This window comes from Heterorhizobium halophytocola (assembly GCF_017873095.1).
In the GTDB taxonomy this organism is placed as follows: domain Bacteria; phylum Pseudomonadota; class Alphaproteobacteria; order Rhizobiales; family Rhizobiaceae; genus Allorhizobium; species Allorhizobium halophytocola.
This window is the reverse complement of the sequence record NZ_JAGGJU010000006.1, coordinates 238,240-257,767: the sequence shown is the minus strand read 5'-3', so window position 1 is coordinate 257,767 and position 19,528 is coordinate 238,240. Positions and strand designations below refer to the sequence as shown.

General features: G+C 63.8%; 17 protein-coding genes and 1 tRNA gene. 6 read left to right on the top strand and 12 right to left on the bottom strand.

Annotated features, from left to right (window positions below; translation table 11 throughout):
• Positions 1 to 16: 16 nt before the first annotated feature.
• Both J2Z17_RS12895 and J2Z17_RS12890 read right to left on the bottom strand, forming a co-directional pair.
• Positions 17 to 352, bottom strand: coding sequence for a hypothetical protein (locus tag J2Z17_RS12895; protein ID WP_245224074.1), 336 nt, complete (start codon positions 350 to 352; stop codon positions 17 to 19).
• A 381-nt stretch (positions 353 to 733) separates the two neighbouring features.
• Positions 734 to 818: transfer RNA gene (locus J2Z17_RS12890), tRNA-Leu, on the bottom strand.
• 194 nt (positions 819 to 1,012) lie between these two features.
• On the opposite strand from J2Z17_RS12890, the gene lipB reads away from it, so the two are divergent.
• Positions 1,013 to 1,729 (top strand): lipoyl(octanoyl) transferase LipB, encoded by a 717-nt coding sequence (gene lipB / locus J2Z17_RS12885; RefSeq protein WP_209945585.1) that lies wholly within the window; start codon positions 1,013 to 1,015, stop codon positions 1,727 to 1,729.
• A gap of 27 nt (positions 1,730 to 1,756) precedes the next feature.
• Here the strand turns inward: lipB and J2Z17_RS12880 are convergent, their stop codons facing one another.
• Positions 1,757 to 2,161 (bottom strand): helix-turn-helix domain-containing protein, encoded by a 405-nt coding sequence (locus J2Z17_RS12880; RefSeq protein WP_342454403.1) that lies wholly within the window; start codon positions 2,159 to 2,161, stop codon positions 1,757 to 1,759.
• Between the two features lie 294 nt (positions 2,162 to 2,455).
• Here J2Z17_RS12880 and J2Z17_RS12875 point away from each other — a divergent pair, with 294 nt between their 5' ends.
• From J2Z17_RS12875 to J2Z17_RS12860, 4 genes are all read left to right on the top strand, one after another.
• On the top strand, positions 2,456 to 3,433 hold the full coding sequence (locus J2Z17_RS12875) for a DMT family transporter (protein WP_209945583.1): 978 nt from the start codon (positions 2,456 to 2,458) through the stop codon (positions 3,431 to 3,433).
• An 85-nt stretch (positions 3,434 to 3,518) separates the two neighbouring features.
• Entirely contained in the window at positions 3,519 to 4,826 is a 1,308-nt protein-coding gene (locus J2Z17_RS12870; RefSeq protein WP_209945581.1) for a hypothetical protein, read from the top strand.
• A 293-nt stretch (positions 4,827 to 5,119) separates the two neighbouring features.
• A complete protein-coding gene (locus J2Z17_RS12865; protein WP_209945579.1) occupies positions 5,120 to 5,569 on the top strand; it encodes a YaiI/YqxD family protein in 450 nt (149 codons plus the stop codon).
• A 17-nt stretch (positions 5,570 to 5,586) separates the two neighbouring features.
• Complete coding sequence (locus tag J2Z17_RS12860; RefSeq protein WP_209945577.1) at positions 5,587 to 6,243, top strand: DUF1345 domain-containing protein; 657 nt, start codon at positions 5,587 to 5,589, stop codon at positions 6,241 to 6,243.
• A gap of 6 nt (positions 6,244 to 6,249) precedes the next feature.
• On the opposite strand, the gene J2Z17_RS12855 is transcribed toward J2Z17_RS12860, so the two are convergent.
• The 9 genes from J2Z17_RS12855 to J2Z17_RS12815 form a co-directional block, all read right to left on the bottom strand.
• Positions 6,250 to 7,857: a glycoside hydrolase family 43 protein gene (locus J2Z17_RS12855; protein WP_209945575.1), complete on the bottom strand. Its 1,608-nt coding sequence runs from the start codon at positions 7,855 to 7,857 to the stop codon at positions 6,250 to 6,252.
• A 116-nt stretch (positions 7,858 to 7,973) separates the two neighbouring features.
• Complete coding sequence (mgrA, locus tag J2Z17_RS12850; protein ID WP_209945573.1) at positions 7,974 to 9,020, bottom strand: L-glyceraldehyde 3-phosphate reductase; 1,047 nt, start codon at positions 9,018 to 9,020, stop codon at positions 7,974 to 7,976.
• A gap of 129 nt (positions 9,021 to 9,149) precedes the next feature.
• Positions 9,150 to 10,283 (bottom strand): Gfo/Idh/MocA family protein, encoded by a 1,134-nt coding sequence (locus J2Z17_RS12845; protein WP_209945571.1) that lies wholly within the window; start codon positions 10,281 to 10,283, stop codon positions 9,150 to 9,152.
• A 27-nt stretch (positions 10,284 to 10,310) separates the two neighbouring features.
• Complete coding sequence (locus tag J2Z17_RS12840; protein WP_209945569.1) at positions 10,311 to 11,072, bottom strand: sugar phosphate isomerase/epimerase family protein; 762 nt, start codon at positions 11,070 to 11,072, stop codon at positions 10,311 to 10,313.
• Positions 11,073 to 11,145: 73 nt separating this feature from the next.
• The gene (locus tag J2Z17_RS12835) at positions 11,146 to 13,599 is read right to left on the bottom strand and encodes a beta-mannosidase (RefSeq protein ID WP_209945567.1); all 2,454 of its coding nucleotides are present in this window, start codon (positions 13,597 to 13,599) and stop codon (positions 11,146 to 11,148) included.
• A gap of 80 nt (positions 13,600 to 13,679) precedes the next feature.
• Positions 13,680 to 14,771 (bottom strand): ABC transporter ATP-binding protein, encoded by a 1,092-nt coding sequence (locus J2Z17_RS12830; protein WP_209945564.1) that lies wholly within the window; start codon positions 14,769 to 14,771, stop codon positions 13,680 to 13,682.
• A 6-nt stretch (positions 14,772 to 14,777) separates the two neighbouring features.
• Complete coding sequence (locus tag J2Z17_RS12825; protein ID WP_209945562.1) at positions 14,778 to 15,719, bottom strand: carbohydrate ABC transporter permease; 942 nt, start codon at positions 15,717 to 15,719, stop codon at positions 14,778 to 14,780.
• A complete protein-coding gene (locus J2Z17_RS12820; protein ID WP_209945560.1) occupies positions 15,712 to 16,614 on the bottom strand; it encodes a carbohydrate ABC transporter permease in 903 nt (300 codons plus the stop codon). The genes J2Z17_RS12825 and J2Z17_RS12820 overlap by 8 nt, the downstream gene beginning before the upstream one ends.
• A gap of 192 nt (positions 16,615 to 16,806) precedes the next feature.
• Entirely contained in the window at positions 16,807 to 18,045 is a 1,239-nt protein-coding gene (locus J2Z17_RS12815; protein WP_209945558.1) for an ABC transporter substrate-binding protein, read from the bottom strand.
• A 448-nt stretch (positions 18,046 to 18,493) separates the two neighbouring features.
• Here J2Z17_RS12815 and J2Z17_RS12810 point away from each other — a divergent pair, with 448 nt between their 5' ends.
• On the top strand, positions 18,494 to 19,528 hold the full coding sequence (locus J2Z17_RS12810; RefSeq protein WP_209945556.1) for a LacI family transcriptional regulator: 1,035 nt from the start codon (positions 18,494 to 18,496) through the stop codon (positions 19,526 to 19,528).

The following is a 19,528-nucleotide window of genomic DNA, read 5'->3' as shown; positions in this document are numbered from 1 at the left end:
CCGGACAGCGCACACCTTAGGAATGGTGCAGCGGATCGGTCTTCAAGACGTTTCGGTCCACATGGCCGTAGATGACCGAGCGCGGTCCCTCGCTGTCGAAGCGGCCGCTTTCATCGAGCAGCACGCTATAGAGCTTGTCGTCGCGGAAGGCCGAGGCATTGGCGGTGGACACGCCTTCGGCGGGCTTGCCATTGGTCGCGGGGAAGTCGTTTTCGGCCTCCTCGGCGACGATGCGCGCATCGCCGGTCGACAGCGCCCGTACGAAGAGTTCGCCCTGTGGCGGGCTGTTGTCCCAGCGCGGGTCGTCCGGCGCGGCCTTGGGTTTCAGGCAGTAGATCTTGAGGTCATTCATGGCACGTCTCCTTGCTTGGCGGGTCTCCGGTATGAGAGCCGCAATGGCGGACAGCCCTGGACGTGGAGGGCCATCCCTGGTCCGGCACGAAGGCCTGGATTTCAGACGAGGTCAAATCTGCGACATGCCGGCTTGAGGCCGCCGGCAAAAATCAACGGCGGCCGAGGCCCATTCTGCACGCTCCTGCGCAGCGCCTCATCCCAGATGAAACAGGCGGAGTGCGGGATTGTTCCGGTGCAAAGGACGGATCGGCAGAATCATCTTTGGCACAGAGGAGAGCATCGGCCTCGCAACCATCGCCCCTGCGGCATCCAATGCATGAGAAAATGCCGGCAAGAAGCCGCAAGACAACAAAAAACCCGGCTTAAAGCCGGGTTTCTTTGGTGCGGTCGAGAAGACTCGAACTTCCACGGGTTGCCCCACAGCGACCTCAACGCTGCGCGTCTACCAATTCCGCCACGACCGCATCGTGGTAGAGCCGACTGTCGCCGGCGGGGCAGCATGTATCAAAACGATTTCACCCGCACAAGGGCGCTGTGACAGATTTCTGATAAAACTTTCAAGCCTCCCACAGGCCTTGGGAAAGTGCGGGCGAGAGCCTGCGGCTGCGCCTCTTGATCTGCGCCTTATCCGCTGCCAAGTAAGGGGCCGAGGTGCCCCATGCTCAGAACCGAACTGTCCATCGACATGCCCGCCATTCCAGGCTCCCCGCCCGTCCGCTGGCGGATCAGCGACGGTCTCGTCTCCTATGATGACGCCGTGGCGACGATGGAGGCCGAAGTCGGGCGCATCGCCGATGGGACCGCCGACGAGCTCGTGTGGCTGGTCGAACATCCGCCACTCTATACGGCAGGCACCAGCGCTAATGCGGCGGACCTGATCGATCCCGACCGGTTTCCCGTCCATGCTACAGGGCGTGGCGGCGAATACACCTATCACGGCCCCGGCCAGCGCGTTGCCTATGTGATGCTCGATCTGAAGCGCCGGCGCCAGGATGTGCGCGCCTATGTGGCAGCCCTGGAAGAGGTGATCATCCGCACGCTCGATTCGATGAATGTGCGCGGCGAACGGCGCGAGGACCGCGTCGGCGTCTGGGTCCGCCGGCCGGAAAGGCCGCCTCTGCCCGACGGCACGGTCGCCGAGGACAAGATCGCCGCGATCGGAATCAGGCTCCGCCGCTGGGTCAGCTTTCACGGGCTGGCGATCAATGTCGAACCCGACCTCAGCCATTTCGGCGGCATCGTGCCCTGCGGCATCAGCCAGTACGGCGTCACCAGCCTCGTCGATCTCGGTCTGCCGGTGATGATGGCGGATGTCGATATGCGGCTGAAGGACGCCTTCGAATCGGTGTTCGGCGAGACCGCGCTGGAGGCCTGACGGCCTGCGCCCGGCCGCGAAGCCGGGTCAGCTGTCCAGGTCGCTCCCGCGGGCTGCCACCCTGCGGATCTGCTCTTCCAGCGACTGGATGACCCGACCCATGTCCTGATGCATCTCCCTCAGGCGGGCGAGTTCCATCTCGACCGTTTCCATCGAGGCGACCTCGGCCGTCATCACGGGGCCCTCGCCGCGGCCGATCATCAGCCACATCGGCGACACGCCGAGAATGCCGGCAAGGTTGACCAGTCGCGACGGACGGGGTTCGGAGCGGTCGGTCTCCCAGGCCTGCAGCGTGTCGCGCTTGACGCCGAGCTGGTTGGCAAGGGCGCTCAAGGACACGCCGGCCGCATCACGGGCGCTCGATAGCCGCCCGCCAAGCGTGTCGTCGCTGGCATCGGTGAAGAACTGATCCGAGGACATGGATGCATTCACGTAGATTATCCTTCCTGCTGGAGGGCTGCCGACCATCGCCCGGACGGTCGTCACAGCCCCCTTGAAGACCGGCGGCAGGAAGGCCGCCCGGTCCGCTCGCGCCCATTCGGTCGGGCAGCGCTAGAATGCCTACCATAGGCAGTGGTTCCGGCACATGCCAGCCTCAAGGCGCCACAAAATCTCGTGGGCGCGACCGCGAGGGCCTCTAAACACCGAACCGGATTGCCCGCATGCCGTCTTGCGGGCCCCCTACCCGGCGTGCCAGATGGCACTTTCCTCGGACGGATCAGAGACATGACAATTGCGGTGAAGGGCGGACAGGACAGCACGGTGCAGGGCATGGCGCTGATGGCGTTCTGCATGATGGTGCTGCCGCTGATGGACACCATCGCCAAGTATATGTCGACCTTCGAGGGCATGTCGCCGGGCCAGGTGACCTTCTACCGATTCTTCTTCCAGATGGTCTGCACCCTGCCCATGCTCGTCGCGCTGCAGGGTCGCGCAGCGTTCAAGGCCAAGCGGCCCTTCGGCAATCTGTTGCGCGGCGTGCTGCATGGGGCCGCAAGCCTGATGTTCTTCACCGCCGTCACCTACATGCCGCTGGCCGATGCCTTTGCCATCTATTTCGTCGAACCCTTCATCCTGACGGCGCTGTCGGCGGTTTTTCTCGGCGACAAGGTCGGATGGCGCCGCTGGCTGGCGATCGTCATCGGCTTTGCCGGGGCGATGATCGTCATCCAGCCGAGCTTCGAGATCTTCGGGCTGACGGCGCTGCTGCCGGTCGGTGCCGCCTTTCTGTTTGCCATCTACATGTTTCTCAACCGGGCACTGGGCGACGCCGACACGCCGATGACCATGCAGACCATGGCCGGCATGGGCGGCACGATCTTTGTCGGCCTGGCGCTGATCGGCGGGCATGCCGCGGGGAATGCGGATTTTGCGCCGTCCCTGCCCCACAGCCTGCTGGGCCTTGGCCTGGTCGTGCTGCTCGGCTGGATCTCCGGCTATATCCACCTGCTGGTGGTGCGCGCCTTCCGCATGGCGGCCCTCTCCGTTCTCGCGCCCTTCCAGTATTTCGAGATCATCGCCGCCACCGTGCTCGGCTATGCCCTGTTTAACGATTTCCCCTCGCTGTCGAAATGGTCGGGCATCGTCATCATCGTCGGATCCGGCCTGTTTATCCTGTGGCGCGAACGCCGCAATGCACAACGGCTCACTTTATCCGTGCCGGATATCGAGACTGCACGTACAGAAATTAACCCTGACGGTTGATCCTCCCGAAAGCTTTTGCCCTCAGGATGGCCGCCGAGGCCCGGTCCCGATTGCCGTCGCAGGACGGTGCGCGCCGGGTGCTTGCATGCCATTCGAACTGCCCGTGGAGCCTTCCGTCGTGCAATTGACCACCATCGTGCTTCTGCTGTGCAGTCTCGTCGCCATCTGGTTGCTGATGGCCGCCCCGATCGGCAGGCGGACCGTCCGCCTCAGCCGTGTCGTCGATGCCCGGCCGGAGACTGTCGCCAGACTGCTGGAGCCGGCGCGTCTCGCCCAATGGAACGACGACCTGACCGCGGCTCGCGCCCTCGACAACCCCGATCGGGACGATGCGCGGCTGGTCGAACTCACCTACAAGGCGGCGGGGCGCAAGGGCGAACCGATCCGGCGGACGGTGCGGGCGACCGCGCTGCCGGATGCCGCCGGCCAGGTCTTCGGCGAAGAGCGCAGCGTCGTCGACGACACCGTGTTGGCGCAGAGCTTCTGGCAGCATTTCAGCGAGCGCCGGATCATATCGCGCGAAGCCGGTGGACAAGCGCGGATCACCTTCGAACAGAGCGACCGCTACCGCGGCTTCGGCGGCCTTCTCTTTCGCCGCCGCTGGATGCAGCGCGAACTGGAACGGCTGAGCGCGGCGGCGGAAAACCGCGAGCCGAAAAGCATGGGGCATTTCGGCCATCCGGCCGTGCAGGTCGGCCTCGCCATCCTGTCGACACTGATGCTCTGGCCGTTTTTCGGCCGCAACGCCTCCGGCCTGATGCTGTCGACCATCCTGACCCTGGTGATCGTGCTGCACGAACTCGGCCATATGGCCGCCTACCGTGCCTTCGGCCATGAAAAGGTGCGCATGCTCTTCCTGCCGATCCTCGGTGGCGTGGCGATCGGCGGGCGCCCCTATGACAGCCGTTTCGAGGCGGCCGCCTGCGCGCTGATGGGACCGGGGCTGTCGGCCTTCTTCGTGCCGATCCTGATTTCGGCGATCCGCACCGGCGGTTTCGGCCTGTCCTCGGCCACGACCCATGTGCTGGCGATCGCGCTGCTCATTCTCGGCGCCTTCAATCTGCTGAATCTGCTGCCGATGAGCCGTTTCGACGGCGGCCAGGTGCTGCGGCAGCTTTGCCCGAACCGGCCGACGCTGTTGCTCGGCAGCCTTGCGGCGAGCGCGCTGATCGTCGCCACCGGCTGGCATATCGGCGTGCCGCCAATCGCGCTGATCGCAAGCCTTGCGGTCTTCACCCTGCTCAGCCTGATCGGCGGCCAGTCGTTCAGCACGCGACTGGTGCTGGAGGATATCACGCTGTCGCAACGCGTGATGATCGGGCTCGGGCTTTACGGGACGATCGCGCTGCATGCGCTCGCCGTTAGCGTCGCCTGCGACCTGTTGCTGATCTAGATCAAATCCGGCAAACACGCGTTCACCGGACGGGGCCTAGCTTTTTTATGCATTTGCGGACGGAAAAACCGCGGTGACACTTTTCCTGGCAATGCTCTCCAGCACATTGCGGTCGGCCGTCGCGTCGCCTGCCATGCGCTATCGCCCGGGTGATCCGCAATGCGGCACGCAAAGAATGCAGCACACAAAGCCGGCTTTCGTTTTCGCGGCCCTTGCAGCAGCCCGTAGCGGCCTCAAGGCTGGCGTGCTAAGCCGCCTGTGATGTCCCGATGAAAGCAGATAAAACGCCCTCCATGACCCGTATCTATGTCGATGCCGATGCCTGTCCGGTGAAGCCGGAAATCCTGAAAGTGGCCGAACGCCACGACCTGCCGGTCACGCTGGTCGCCAATTCCGGCCTGCGCCCGTCGCGCGACCCGATGGTCGAGAACGTCATCGTCTCGGCCGGCTTCGATGCCGCCGACGACTGGATCGCCGAGCGCTGCGGACCGGGCGACATCGTGGTGACCGCGGACGTGCCGCTGGCAGGACGCTGCGTCGGCGCCGGCGCACTGGTCACCGGACCGACCGGGCGGATCTTCGACGAGACCAATATCGGCATGGCGACCGCGATGCGCGATCTCGGCGCGCATCTGCGCGAAACAGGCGAAAGCAAGGGCTACAACGCACCCTTCGGCCCGCGCGACCGTTCGAGCTTTCTGGAAACGCTCGAACGGCTCTGCCGCCGCGCCAATTCCATCTAGACCCGGGACAGACCGGCATGCTCGGATCCAGACTCTTTCACCATCGCCATGGCCCCTTCCTCTTCGGGCTCACCGGCGGCATTCTCAGTCTGCTTGCCACGCTGGCGCTGCAGCCGAAACTGGCGCTCGGCATACCGATCAATGTCTTCTTCCTGATCTATCTGGTGATGATGGGCTACCGCATTCCGCGGCTTGATGCGGACGCCTTGAAGGCACGGGCGAGCAATGACGACGAGCCGGCGCCGCTCATCCTTACCGTCACCCTGGTGGCCGCCGCCGGCGCGCTGGTGGCACTGTTTCACGCGATCAACCGGCAGACCTTTCCGGGGATGACGGAGATCACTGCCGCCTTCCTGTCGGTGTTCCTCGGATGGGTGACGCTGCACACCATGTTTGCCCTGCATTATGCGCACCATTACTGGCGACCGGCCGAGCAGGAGCGCGAAAACGAGACGCAGCGCGGCGGGCTGGATTTCCCGCAGACGCCGGACCCCGGCGCCTGGGATTTCCTCTATTTCTCCTTTGTCATCGGCATGACGGCCCAGACCTCGGACGTGGCGATCACCACCAAGACGATGCGGCGGATCAATCTCGTCCACGCCGTCGTATCGTTCTTCTTCAACACGGTTCTGGTGGCCGCCAGCGTCAATGCCGTGGTCTCGCTCGCCGGCTGACCCTCGTCAGAGCGGCATATAACGGAAGCGGTCGAAATCGGCAGCCTTCGCCCGGCCACTGGTGTCGAAGGCAAAGACGCCGCAGAAGGCACCGGTAAACGAGCCATGCTCGCCGCGCCCGCCCTGGTCGGATACGACGCCGGCGTCGAGCACCGGACCGAACGCCTGCCACTGGGTCTCGCCGCCGCTGCGATGGTAGAACCGCAGATCGTTGTGGCGGATCTCCATGGCAAGTTCGACCGGGCCCTCGCCGATTGTCTCGCCGGCTCCGACCGGAAATTCCAGGCGGCCATGCGGGAAGTCGCCCGGGCACGAGAGAATGGTAACGACGCGTCCGAGCTTCTCGTCGAGGGTGACGGCGAGCGCGTGGAACTTGTGGCGGTTGTAGTAATGCGTCAGGCCCGCGACCTGCTGGTAGGTGTCGGGGGTAAACTCGACCACCGTTTCGGCCCGGAAGGCATGATGTTCCTGCCGTCGGGCAACCAACGCCTGTTCGAACCAGGCGCCGATGCTTTCACGGCCGTAGAGACGCAGGTGGCCGGGGCGATCGGCGAGCGAGAAGATGCGGTCCGGTTCGGGCGTGCGCAGCCACTGGAAGTCGGCCGGCAAGGACGTCTCGTCGAAATCGTAGAGGCAGGTTTGCGGCCGTTCGGATGCGACATCGGTAGGCGCCGATACGTCGACGGCAGGCACCGGCCCGCCATCGGCAAGGTAGAGCCAGCCGTCGTCCTTCCAGCTGCATTTCTGCAGCGCGGTCTCGCGGCCGAGCGTGCAGCGGCGCTGCGGCGGCAGGGGCCGGCCGCAGAGATGGGTGTGATAGGCAGCGCCATCCGGCGTTTCGACATATTGGCCGTGCCCTGCCCGCTGCAGGCTTGCCTCCGGGTGATCCTTCGACGTGATCAGATATCTGTCGGGATGCAGATCATAAGGACCCTCGATCGTCCGCGATCGGGCCATGGTGACGGCGTGGTCATAACCCGTGCCGCCCTCGGCCGTCGTCAGATAGTACCAGCCGTTGCGGCGAAAGAGATGCGGCCCCTCGACCAGGCCGAGCTCGGTGCCGGCAAAGATATTGCGGATCGGGCCGACAAGTGTGCCCGAGGCGGCGTCCCATTCCTGCAGCAGGATGCCGTCGAAAGCCGGCGATTTCGGCTGGCCGCCATAGCTCTGCGTGCGGTGGTTCCATTGCATGTTGAGGAACCACTTGCGGCCGTCATCGTCGTGAAACAGCGAGGGGTCGAAGCCGGAGGAGTTGACGTAGACCGGATCGGACCACGCACTCTCTATGGTGTCGGCGGTCACGATATAGTTGTGCGCGTCCTTGAAATTGCCGTCGAACCGCTTGACGTCGGTATAGACCAGCCAGAAGCGGCCATCGGCATGGGAAAGGCAAGGCGCCCAGACGCCACAGCTGTCGGGATTGCCGCGCATGTCGAGCTGGGAGGCGCGCTCCAGCGGACGGCGCACCAGCGTCCAGTTGACCAGATCGCGCGAGTGGTGGATCTGCACGCCCGGATACCATTCGAAGGTGGAGGTGGCGATATAATAGTCTTCGCCGACCCGGCAGATCGAAGGATCGGGATTGAAGCCCGGCAGGATCGGGTTGCGGATCATGGATGGCTCTCCTCCTCGAGATACGATCGATGCTGTGTGCGGATGCGATTGCCTTCGCCAGCGGAGAAGGCGGCGGCAACCGGATGAGGGTTGCCGCCAGGCCCTGACGCTGGCGGTTATTTGCGCGCCGGCCCCTGGCGCTCGGCGGAAGCGGCCCAGAGGTTGATGTCGGCCTCGCGGGCGAAGCTGTCGATCTCGGCCAGTTCCGCATCGGTAAAGTCCGGATTGTCGAGCGCCTTGACGCAATCGACGATCTGGGCGGCCCGCGAGGCGCCGATCAGCGCCGAGGTGATCCGGCCGCGCCGCAGCACCCAGGCAATCGCCATCTGCGCCAGCGTCTGGCCTCGGCCCTCGGCGATGCGGTTCAGCTGGCGGATGTTCTCGACATTCTTGTCGTTGAGGAAATCCGGGTTCAGCGACTTCGATGCCGCCGCCCGGCTCTCCTCCGGCACGCCATTCAGGTATTTCGTCGTCAGCATGCCCTGGGCCAGCGGCGAGAACACGATCGACCCGATGCCGAGCTCCTCCAGCGTATCGATCAGCCCGTCGTCCTCGACCCAGCGGTTGAGCATGGAATAGCTCGGCTGGTGGATGATGCAGGGCGTGCCGAGCGATTTGAGGATCGCCGCCGCCTCGCGGGTGCGCTGCGAATTATAGGAGGAGATGCCGACATAAAGCGCCCTGCCCGATCGGACGATATGATCGAGCGCGCCGCAGGTTTCTTCGAGCGGCGTGTCGGGGTCGAAGCGGTGCGAGTAGAAGATGTCGACATAGTCGAGGCCCATGCGCTTCAGGCTCTGGTCGCAGGACGCGATCAGATATTTGCGGCTGCCCCATTCGCCGTAGGGGCCTGGCCACATCAGGTAGCCGGCCTTGGACGAGATGACCATCTGGTCGCGCAGGCCGGAGAATTCATCCTTCAGGATGCGGCCAAAGGCCGTCTCGGCCGAGCCGGGCGGCGGGCCGTAATTGTTGGCAAGGTCGAAGTGGGTGATGCCGAGATCGAAGGCCGTGCGGCACATCTCGACCTTGCGCTGGTGCGGCGTGTCGTCGCCGAAATTGTGCCAGAGGCCAAGCGAGATCGCCGGCAGCTTCAGGCCGCTGTTACCCAGGCGGTTGTATCTCATCTTCTCGTGGCGGTTTTCAGCCGGTGTCCAGGCCATGGTGCAATCTCCCAAAATACAGTCTTCGCGATCCGCCGCTTGTCGCCCCGCGGGTCCGTCTCCCGGCAAAGCGGGAAACGGACGACAGGGCCGGATGAGCGGCAGCGCCAGTTATGGCATGTCGTCGCCTTACCGCAACAGCGCCTGCGCCTCGTCGACCCCGAGCGCCGCCGGCTGGGTGCAGCTTGTCGAGAGCGTGACGAACTCACCGGTCTCGCCCGACTTCAGGATCGAGGTCATCACGTCGACGCCGTGCAGCGCGCGGTCGAGCGAGCAGCGGGCGTCGCGTTTCTCGATGATCGCCATCGCCATGTCGGCCAGACCCGCCGTGCGATAGTTGGCGCGGGGGCCCTGCGGGCTCTCCTGGTTGTTCTTGCCGAAGGGATGGTTCCAGTTTTCGAGCGCGGCGATATCCTTGTTGCGGCCGGACGCCTCGACCGTACCGCCGAAGAAGTTCGGATCCGGCACATAGAGCGAGCCTTCGGTGCCGTAGAGCTCCATGTTGGCGTGGCGATGGCTCCAGACGTCCCAGCTGGCCGACAGCGTGATCGTCGCGCCGTTCCGGAACTCGAGCAGCGCATGAATATTGGTCGGAGTCTTGACCGGAATCGTCTCGCCGGAGCGCGGCTGGCTGGTGATCGTGCGGGTCTCGCTCGCCATCGAGGTAAGCGCGCCCACCCGCTTCACCGGGCCGATCAGGTTGATCAGGTTGGCGATGTAGTAGGGTCCGAGATCGAGTATCGGGCCGCCGCCGGGCAGGAAGAAGAAGTCCGGGTTCGGATGCCACATCTCCATGCCCGGGCTCATCACATGGCAGGTGCCGGAGGTGATCCGGCCGAGCTTGCCGTCATCGATCTGCTTGCGGGCGAGCTGGTGCGCGCCGCCGAGAAAGGTGTCCGGCGCGCAGCCGACCGACAGGCCCTTTGCCGCCGCCAGCCGGCGGAGTTCCTCGCCTTCCGCAAGCGAGAGCACCAGCGGCTTTTCCGAATAGACATGCTTACCGGCCTCGAGCCCGGCCTTGGAGACGGCGAAATGGGCGGCGGGTATCGTCAGGTTGACGATCACGTCGATCTCGTCATTGGCCATCAGTTCGTCCATCGGCTGGGCCGTGACGCCATATTCGTCCGCCCTGATCTCGGCGGCATTCATGTTGAGGTCGGTGCAGGCCAACACCTTCAGTCCCTTGAAGAGCGGCGAAAGCGAGAAATAGGTGGTCGAGATATTGCCGCAGCCGACAATCCCGACGCCGAGTTCACGTGTCATGGAAGAATTCCAATCTATCTCGTTGAATCAATATGTCTTGAACGATGCAATGGACCGATCGATCAGACGCTGGATATCGTTCGGATTGTCGTGTTCGACGATGAAATGACGCACCTTGTAAGGCTGTAGCGCGGCCATGATGCCCTTCCAGTCGACCGTGCCGTGGCCGACATCGGCCCAGCCATCCTCGTCGGCATTCTCACCCGCAGGCGCGATGTCCTTGACGTGCACGGCGGTGATCCGGTCACCGTATTTCGAGATCCACGCCAGCGGGTCGGCGCCGCCGCGGATGACCCAGGCGATGTCTGCCTCCCAGGAGAGATCCGGCCCGCCGTCGAAGATCAGGTCCATCGGGATCGCGCCATCCGGCAGTGCCTTGAACTCGAAATCGTGGTTGTGCCAGCCGAAGTCGAAGCCGGCATCCTTGAACGGCTTGCCGGCCCTTTGCAGCCGTTCGCCGAACGCCCTCCAGACGGCTGCATCGGTCGGGCGCTGGTCGGGCATCAGGAAGGGGCAATAGACGGCATCCATGCCGAGCGCCCTGGCGATGGTCAGCACCTTGTCGGTTTCGCTCTCCAGCATGTCGATGCCGAAATGACCGGTCGGCATGGTCAGGTCATGCTCGGCCAGTTCGTCCTTGAGCTTTTGCAGGGCGTCGGGATCAACGGTGGCATAGAGCGCGCCATAGCCTTCGACCTCCTTGTAGCCAGCCTTGGCGAGTTTCGGAAAGATCTCTGAAAAGGGCTGGTAGTTGCGGGCACTGTAAAGCTGAAAACCAAGTGCAGTCATGCGCGTTTCCTCCTCGAAACAAAATGAATATGCCGCGACAACCCTCTGTTATCGCGACGAAAACACACCTGCGTCAGCCGGATTGCTGGCAGGAATGGAGATCGTAGATGGTAAAGACCGGCATTGGCCCGGCCGCCCCGGTGTCGGACGGGGTAAAGACGATCCGCTTCTGGCCGCCGGCTGCCAGATCGAAGGCATTGTCGGTGAAGCGGCCGGGGCGGTCGCATTCGACCATGACGAAGAGCGCCAGCCCCTTGGCGGTCACGGTGATCTCGACGGAGCCGTCGCCGAGCGCGGTCACGTCCTGCACCAGGCCCGCCGGTTCGAGGTCGAGCGCCTTGTAGGTGGTCGGCGCATGGTGTCCCTCGCCGGCCATGCCGTTGGACGCGATGAAATTCCAGCCGAGCAGCGCGTGCTGCGGCAGGTCCTCGAGCCGGATGCTGCCGAGTTCGGCGGCGCGATCGGCGGGGCACTCGGTGCTCAGCGTCTGCAGCGGTACCTGCTCGCCCTGCAGCGTGAGCGCGAAGATATTGGCATCGACCGCCACCGTATCGGCCGTGTCGTTGACCAGCTTCAGCGCGATCGTTTCGCCATCGGCAGACGGGATCGCCATCAGGTTGACCGGCTGGAAGAAGCGCCGCGCCATGTAGTGCATCGCCTTCCAGCCACCGCCGTAATCGAGGCTCGCCCAGGAGGCGACCGGCCAGGTGTCGTTCAGCTGCCAGTAGACGGTTCCCATGCAATGCGGCTTCAGCGAGCGCCAATAATCGACCGCGGTGCGGATGGCGAGCCCCTGCTGGATCTGGCTCAGATAGACGAAATTGGCAAAGTCCTTGGGGAAGCGGAAATAGCGGAACATGGTGCCGGCGATACGCTCGTTGCCGCCGGCATTCTTCTGGTGCAGTTCGATCACCGGCGAGGCGATGTTCATGTCCTTGGCTTCGGCGAAACTCTCGATCACCGGCAGCGAGGTATAGGACTGGAAGCCGAACTCCGAGCAGAAGCGCGGATGGACGGTGCGGTAATCGTCGAACGACTTGTTCTCGTGCCAGACCGACCAGTAATGCATGTCGCCGGAGCCGTCGGCATGCCAGGCGTCGCCGTAGTCGAGATAGCCCGAGGCCGGGCTTGAAGGCCACCAGAGCGCCTGCGGTGCCGCCTTCCTCAAGCCCTGCTCGATCACCCGGTTCAGCCGGTCATAGGCGACCAGATAGCGGTCCCGGTTGTCGATCGATTCCTTAAACCAGGTGAGCGCGCCGACGATTTCGTTGTCGCCGCACCACAGCACGATCGAGGGATGCGACGACAGGCGCCTGACCTGGTAATCGACCTCGTCCGCCACATTGGCGAGGAAGTCGTCCGAGCAGGGATAGAGATTGCAGGCGAACATGAAGTCCTGCCAGACCATCAGGCCGAGTTCGTCGCAAAGGTCGTAGAACCAGTCCTGCTCGTAGAAGCCGCCGCCCCAGACGCGGATCATGTTCATGTTGGCATCGACCGCCGAGCGCAGCAGCGCTTCGGTCTTGGGTCGCGATGTGCGGGAAAAGAGCGCGTCGGCCGGAATCCAGTTGGCGCCACGGCAGAAGATCTCGCGCCCGTTGACCCGGAAGGCAAAGCGGTTGCCGACCGCGTCCCTGTCGGTCAGAAGTTCGACCCGGCGAAGGCCGATTGTTCGTTGCACGGCGCCGCCTGGCACCTCGACCGACAGCGTGTAGAGCGGCTGCTCACCGCTGCCGACCGGCCACCAGAGGCGAGGCTCGTCGATGACGAAGACATGGCGGATGCAGGTCTGGCCGGCGCCAACGCCGCAATCGAGGCGCACACGCTCCTCGCCGAAGCTGAAATGCACCGGCAGCACGGCGGGTTCGGCGGCAAAGAGCGTCGCCTCGACATGCAGTTCGACGCTGCCGTCTTCGCGGTGCACCTGCTCGGTCGTCACATGTTCGATGCGGGCCGGATCGAGTTTCTTCAGCGCGATCGTGCCGTAGAGCCCGAGCGGCGCGATGGCGATATTCCAGTCCCAGCCGAAATGGCATTGCGGCTTGCGCAGCATGTTGCCGTTGGCAATCGGCGAATTGCCGGGGTGGTAGGGGATGTAGAAGGGTTGATGGGCCTGCCGCTCGGCACCCGCCCTGATCGCCGAATGGATGACGATGCGGATGGTGTTCTCGCCCTGCTGCAGCAGCTTGCCGACATCCGGCCGATAGCGGCGGAAGCAGTTGTCGGCCGACAGCACCGGCGCATCGTTGATGAAGACAACGGCGACGGTGTCGAGATAGTCGATGTCGAGATACCAGTCGCCATCCGCATGGTCGACCTGGAAGGTCTGCTCCAGCACCCAGTCCTCATGCGCCACCCACTGGACGACCTCCTCGTTGCGGCCGTGATAGGGGTCGGGGATGATCCCGGCCGCCAGCAGCGCGGAATGCACGTCTCCGGGAATGGCGATCTCTGTCGCATGCGTGCCGTTGCGGGTCGCCAACTGCCAGGTGCCGGAAAGATCGTGAGCGTTGGATGGGATGGTCATGCGGAGATCCTGTGGTGTTCATGATGGCGGCCCGCCTGCCCCGGCCGAGGACCGGAAATGGCCGACGGGTAGCCCTTGCCTCAGAGGCGCATTTCGCTGGCGGCGTCGAACAGCGAGGCGACCGACATGTCGTAGCCGAGACGAACGGGGGTGCCGGGGCGGAAGCGTCGCGTCCCGCCGGTGCGCACCGACAGGACGTGATCGCCCTGCTTGACCCAGAGCAGGTTGTCGGCGCCCATCGGTTCCTCGATATCGACGACACCGTCCTGGGCCGCGGCACCCTGCGGGATATCCTCATCGACCTGGATATGCTCCGGGCGGATGCCGAGCACCACCGCCTGGCCGTCCTTGAGCGGGCTGTCGGCGTGGTAGCCGGCGAGCGACAGGCGGGTGCCGGGGGCGACGAAATGCATCGTGCCATCGACCGCCTCCACCCTGCCCTTGAAAAAGTTCATCGACGGCGAGCCGATGAAGCCGGCAACGAACAGGTTGACCGGTCGGTTATAGATCGTCGTCGGCTCGTCGAGCTGTTGGATCACGCCGTTCTTCATGATCGCGATGCGGTCGGCGAGCGTCAGGGCCTCGATCTGGTCGTGCGTCACATAGATCATCGTGTTCTTCAGCGACTGGTGCAGGCGCTTGATCTCGACACGCAATTCCGACCGCAATTTGGCGTCGAGGTTGGAAAGCGGCTCGTCGAACAGGAAGACGTCGACGTCGCGCACCAAAGCGCGTCCGATGGCGACGCGCTGGCGCTGCCCGCCCGACAGCTCCGCCGGCTTGCGATCGAGCAGCGCCTCGATCTGCAGGATCTCGGCGGCGCGTGCGACCTTCTTCCTGATTTCGTCCTTCGGCACCTTGGCGACCTGCAGGCCGAAGGAGAGGTTCTTCTCCACCGTCATCTGCGGATAGAGCGCATAGGACTGAAACACCATGCCGATGCCGCGGTCCTTGGGTTCCTCCCAGGTGACGTTGCGGTCCTTGATGTAGATCTGCCCGTCGGTCGGCTCCAGGAGACCGGCGATGCAGTTCAGCAGCGTGGACTTGCCGCAGCCCGAAGAGCCGAGCAGGACGAGGAATTCGCCGTCGTCAATGTCGAGATTAAGGTCCTTCAGCACGGTGACCGCGCCGAAGCTCAATGAAAGGTCCTTGATCGATACACTATGAGACATGCGAAATTACCCTTTGACGGCGCCGGCGGCGATGCCGCGCACGAAAAGCCGGCCGGAGACGAAATAGACGAAGAGCGGAACGGCGCCGGTCAGAATGGTCGCCGCCATGTTGACGTTGTATTCCTTCACCCCCTGGACGGAGTTGACGATGTTGTTGAGCTGGACGGTCATCGGATAGAGATCCGGCTTGGTGAAGACGACGCCGAACAGGAAGTCGTTCCAGATGCCGGTGATCTGGATGATCATCGCCACGACGAAGATCGGCAGCGACATCGGCACCATGATCTTCAGATAGATCTGCCAGAAGCCCGCCCCGTCGATGCGTGCCGCCTTGAACAGCTCGCCCGGCAGCGAGGTGAAGTAGTTGCGAAACAGCAGCGTCAGGATCGGCATGCCGAAGATCGTGTGGACCATGACGAGCCCGGTCAGGGTGCCGTAGATGCCCATCTCCCTGAGCACGATGACGATCGGATAGATCATCACCTGATAGGGGATGAAGGCGCCGATGACGAGGATGGTGAAGAAGGTCTCCGCGCCCTTGAACCGCCAGTTGGCGAGCGCATAGCCGTTGACCGAGGCGATCAGGATCGAGATCAGCACCGAGGGGATGGTGATCCGGACCGAATTCCAGAAGCCGCGCGACAGGCCGTCGCAGTTGAGCCCGGTGCAGGCTTCGGCCCAGGCCTTGATCCAAGGCTGGAAGGTGATGTCGGAGGGCGGCGAGAAGATGTTGCCGAGGCGCACCTCCGGCATGGTCTTCAGCGACGTGACGACCATGACATAGAGCGGCACGAGATAGTAGATCGCAGCCAGCGTCAGCGTGCCGTAGACGATCAGGTTGCGGGTCGAGAAGATCCGCTTCGGGCGTTTGCCGCGCGGTCCCGAAAGCGTCTCGGCGGACGCGTTAACGGCCGCGGCGGTGGTGTTGAGGGTTGCGATATCAGCCACGCTTCTTGCCTCCGAATTCCAGATAGGCCCAGGGGATGATGATGATCGACACCGTGATCAGCATCATGGTGGAGGCGGCAAAGCCCTGCCCCAGGTTCTGCGCCTGGAACATGTAGTCGTAGACATATTTGGCCGGGACTTCCGAGGCGATGCCGGGGCCGCCGCTGGTCTGGGCGACGACGAGGTCGTAGACCTTGACGATGCCCGAGGCGATGATCACGAGCGTGGTGATGAAGACCGGGCGCATCATCGGGATGACGACGAAGAGATAGGTCTTCCACATCGGAATGCCGTCGACGCGGGCCGCCTTCCAGATGTCCTCGTCGATGCCGCGCAGCCCGGCGAGCATCAGGCAGAGAACGAGGCCCGTCCCCTGCCAGAGGGCGGCGATCAGGATGCCGTAGATGACGATCGACGAGGTGTAGAGCGGATTGAAGGTGAAACTCGCCCAGCCGAGCGAGCGCACCACCGACTGGACGCCGAAATCCGGATTGAGGATCCACTGCCAGACCAGCCCGGTGACGATGAAGGACAGGGCGAAGGGATAGAGGAAGATCGTGCGGAAGGTGTTTTCAAAGCGGATCTTCTGGTCCATCAGCGCGGCCAGGACGAAGCCGATGACCATCGAGAAGATCAGCGAGAGAATGCCGAAGATCGCCAGATTCTCGATCGAGATGATCCAGCGCGGTGCGGCCCACAGGCGCTCGTACTGGTCGATGCCGACCCATTTCATCCGCGGCAGCAGTTTGGAATTGGTGAAGGAATAGACGATGGTCCAGACCGTGCCGCCGAGAAAGATCACCAGCGCAGTGAGGATCATCGGGATCGAGGCAATCTTCGCATTGAGATTGCGGAACAACTGGTTCGGCCGACGTGCGGGCGCCCTGTCCGTCATGAAATCTGTTCTCCCGTGTCGCATGCGGCCAACGTCTCGCCGGCTGTCCGGCGTGCCGATGGCGCGAGCCTCCGCCGATCCGGTCCGCCTGGACGGACCGGATCGGCAGGCCGCTGAAGGACACGACCGCCACCACGCGGGTGGCGACCGTGGAAACGGCGGATCGGGAGCCTGCCCGATCCCTTTGACCCGTCAGTCGGCCGAAGCGACGATGTCGGCGAAACGCTTCTGCGCGTCTTCCGGCGTCATCGATTCATTGGCAAAGAATTCGGACATCAGGTCCTCCTTCTGCTTCTGGCTGTCGGCCGAAAGCAGCTGGTCGGTCCAGTCGACGACATTGCCCTTGGAGAGAATGTCGAGGCCCTTCTTCATGCAGTCATTGGCAGCCGCCAGATCGACGTCACCCCGCACCGGCAGCGAACCCTTCTTCAGGTTGAACGCGACCTGGGTCTCCGGCGACAGCAGGACCTTGGCGAGATCTTCCTGCGCCTTGGACTTGGCCTCGTCGTTGAGCTTCGGGAAGTAGAAGGCGTCGCCGCCCGTCCCGATCATCGGATTGTCGTAGCCAAGGCCCGGCAGGCAGGAATAGTCCTTGCCGGCGACCTTGCCGGCGAGCGCGAATTCACCCTGCGCCCAGTCGCCCATGATCTGGCCGCCGGCCTTGCCGGTGATCACCAGATTGGTGGCCTGGTTCCAGTCCTGGACATTGGTGCCCTTGGACATGGTGCGGGCATCATTGGCGGCCTTGAAGACCTTGGCCATATCCGGCCCGGCTGCAGCCTCGGCATCCTTGTCCTTGTAGACCTTGTAGAACAGGTCCTTGCCGCCGAGGCCGAGCAGCAGCACGTCGAAGGCACCGGACGCCTGCCACGGCTGGCCGCCGATGGCGAGCGGGACAATGCCGGCGTCGCGCAGTTTCGGCGCATCGGCGACGAATTCGTCCCAGTTCTTCGGCACATCGAGCCCAACCTTCTGGAAGGCGTCGTTCGACAGCCAGAGCCACGGCCAGGAATGGATATTGACCGGGACGCAATAGATGTGTCCGTCGAGCGTGCAGCTGTCGAGCAGGCTCTTCGGACGGATGACGTCGGTCCACTTGCCCTCGGCAGCGACGCTGTCGAGATCCCGCATCATCCCGGCCTGGACAAGCTCCTCCGCCTGGCGACCGTGGTTGAACTGGGTGGCGCCCATCGGGTCACCACCGGTAATGCGGCTGATCATGATCGGGCGGGCGGTGCCGCCCGAGCCTGCTATGGCGCCATCCACCCAATGATTGCCGGTGGCGTCGAATGCCTTGGCGAGCTCGGCGACGGCGGCTGCTTCACCGCCCGAGGTCCACCAATGGGTTACTTCCAGATCTGTGGCGTGTGCCAGCCCGAACGGCATGGCGACGGTGGCGGCCAATACGGCCACCGCGCTACGGATTTTCATGAGTCTCCTCCCTCACTGAAACGTTGCCGGAAAACGTTATGATAAAGCCATGGACCGCGCAACCACTCCGCTAGAGAATTTTCACGACAACCGGATATTCAACCCCTGTGTGTGGCGTGGGTCCGGTTCGCCATGCCGGTCAAGCGAGCTCGCGGGTGCAGTGCAAAAAGTAGAAAAGCCGATTTGCATGCGTTATTTAGGTCGAAATCGCGCCGTCCCGGACGAATGCGGGACATGGGAGACTTTGCAGCCGCAGCATCAGGGCCGTATGCGACCAAGGTTCAATCGCCGGTTGGAGTTTTTTCCCTCGTCGCCAGATTATGCTCGACAAGATAACTGTAACGTTACAGTTTATGACGGCCGTCCGCGGGTGCGATTGACCTCTCTTTGCCGAGAGGCCTAAGAGAACCGTCCCCGAGAGAAGAAGCGGCAACGAGGCGGGGGAGGAATGACAGACAGTCCAGAGGAGCAGCCGGCCCGTCCGGCGCAGACGCGTGAACGTCCGACGCTGAAGACCATCGCCTTCATGACCGGGCTTGGCATCACCACCGTTTCCCGGGCGCTGAAGGATGCGCCCGATATCGGCGCCGAGACCAAGGCGCGGGTGCGCATGGTCGCACGCCAGCTCGGCTACCAGCCGAACCGCGCCGGGGTGCGGCTTCGCACCGGAAAGACCAATGTGATCGCGCTGGTGCTGTCGATCGACGAGGAGATCATGGGCTTTTCCAGCCAGATGGTCTTCGGCATTTCCGAGATGCTGTCGGGCACCCCCTATCACATCGTCGTCACGCCGCATTCCCACCTGAAGGACCCGATGGCGCCGATCCGCTATCTGCTCGACACCGGGTCAGCCGATGGCGTGATCATCTCGCGCACGGAGCCCCAGGACGCCCGCATCCGCCTTCTGCAGGAGCACAATATTCCGTTTGCCACCCATGGGCGCACAGACATCGAGACGGCGCATGCCTATCACGACTTCGACAATGATGCCTTCGCCTATCAGGCGGTGACCAAGCTTGCGCGCGAGCGCGGCCGCAGGCGCTTTGCATTGCTGCGCCCGCCAGCCTCGCTCACCTATCATCACCATACCCGCGCCGGCTTCATGCGCGCCCTGGCCGAACACGGTCTGCAGGAGGTCGCCCTGCCCGTGACGACCGACACGCCGCTCGACGAAATCCACGCGGCGATCGAAACCATGATGCGGCGGGCCGATGCACCCGACGCCATCATCTGTTCGGCCGGCAGCGCGGCCATCGCGGTCAACGGCGCGGTGGCGGCGGCGGGCAAGCAGGTCGGTCGCGACGTCGACCTCGTGTCCAAGCAGTCGACGCATATCCTCAACTGGATCCAGCCGGAAATCTTCACGGTCTACGAGGATGTTAGGCTCGCCGGGCGCGAGCTCGCAAGGGCGGTCATCGCCCAGATCGCCGGCGAACCGGCGGAAAGCCTGCAGAGCATCAGCCAGCCGGCCTGGCCCGATTGA